At 43.6% G+C, this 612-nt stretch carries 1 protein-coding gene; it reads right to left on the bottom strand.

Annotated elements, in window-relative coordinates:
* Positions 1-36 precede the first annotated feature (36 nt).
* Positions 37-513, bottom strand: a complete 477-nt coding sequence (locus R7Q46_RS28205; protein ID WP_318078444.1) for a GNAT family N-acetyltransferase — start codon at positions 511-513, stop codon at positions 37-39.
* Between the last annotated feature and the right edge of the window lie 99 nt (positions 514-612).

Below are 612 nucleotides of genomic sequence, written 5' to 3' on the forward strand. Positions count from 1 at the left end.
AATGCCACGCGTTGCGAATCCCTCTTGAACAGTTTGTTAGGTGCGTAGCCAAAGTTGGTAAAAGTCTGTTTCATCGTGCTTGGGATTCTTGCGCACGAACTTCCAACCATGGCGCTTATAGAATGTGAGAGCTCGATGGTTGGTTCGGCTTACTGAAAATACAGCACGCAAACAACCCGCTTTACTCAAAGTGCTTACAATATAATCCTGCAATTTTGCAGCGAGTCCTGAACCACGAAAATTCGGCTTTAAGTAAATGAGATGCACATAACCAGTCTCCGGCTCGGGTGAAAAGCTACGAAACTCTAACTGCCCTGCAAACTGACTATCCACAAATATATGGATATAGAACCATCCTGATGTTGCTAACCGGTCTAAGACGCGTTCACGATAACCACTGATGAAGTCGTCGAAACCATCGTAATGCCCAAAACTACAAAAGTATGCATCTTTTCTCGCAGCAACGCATAATTCGAAATCATCAATGTTTATCTGCTGAAAAGCAATTTCCATACTTACCTTTTCCTTCAAGCACCTAACGCCGCATTAAGGTGTGAGCAACGCTAACTACCAAACCTAAACCATTGCACCGTAAACACAAAACCAACCTTG

This window comes from Vibrio sp. 811 (genome assembly GCF_033339195.1).

Coding starts and splice junctions, on each gene's coding strand:
- R7Q46_RS28205 (WP_318078444.1), bottom strand. CDS start 513: ATGGAAATTGCTTTTCAGCAGATAAACATTGATGATTTCGAATTATGC.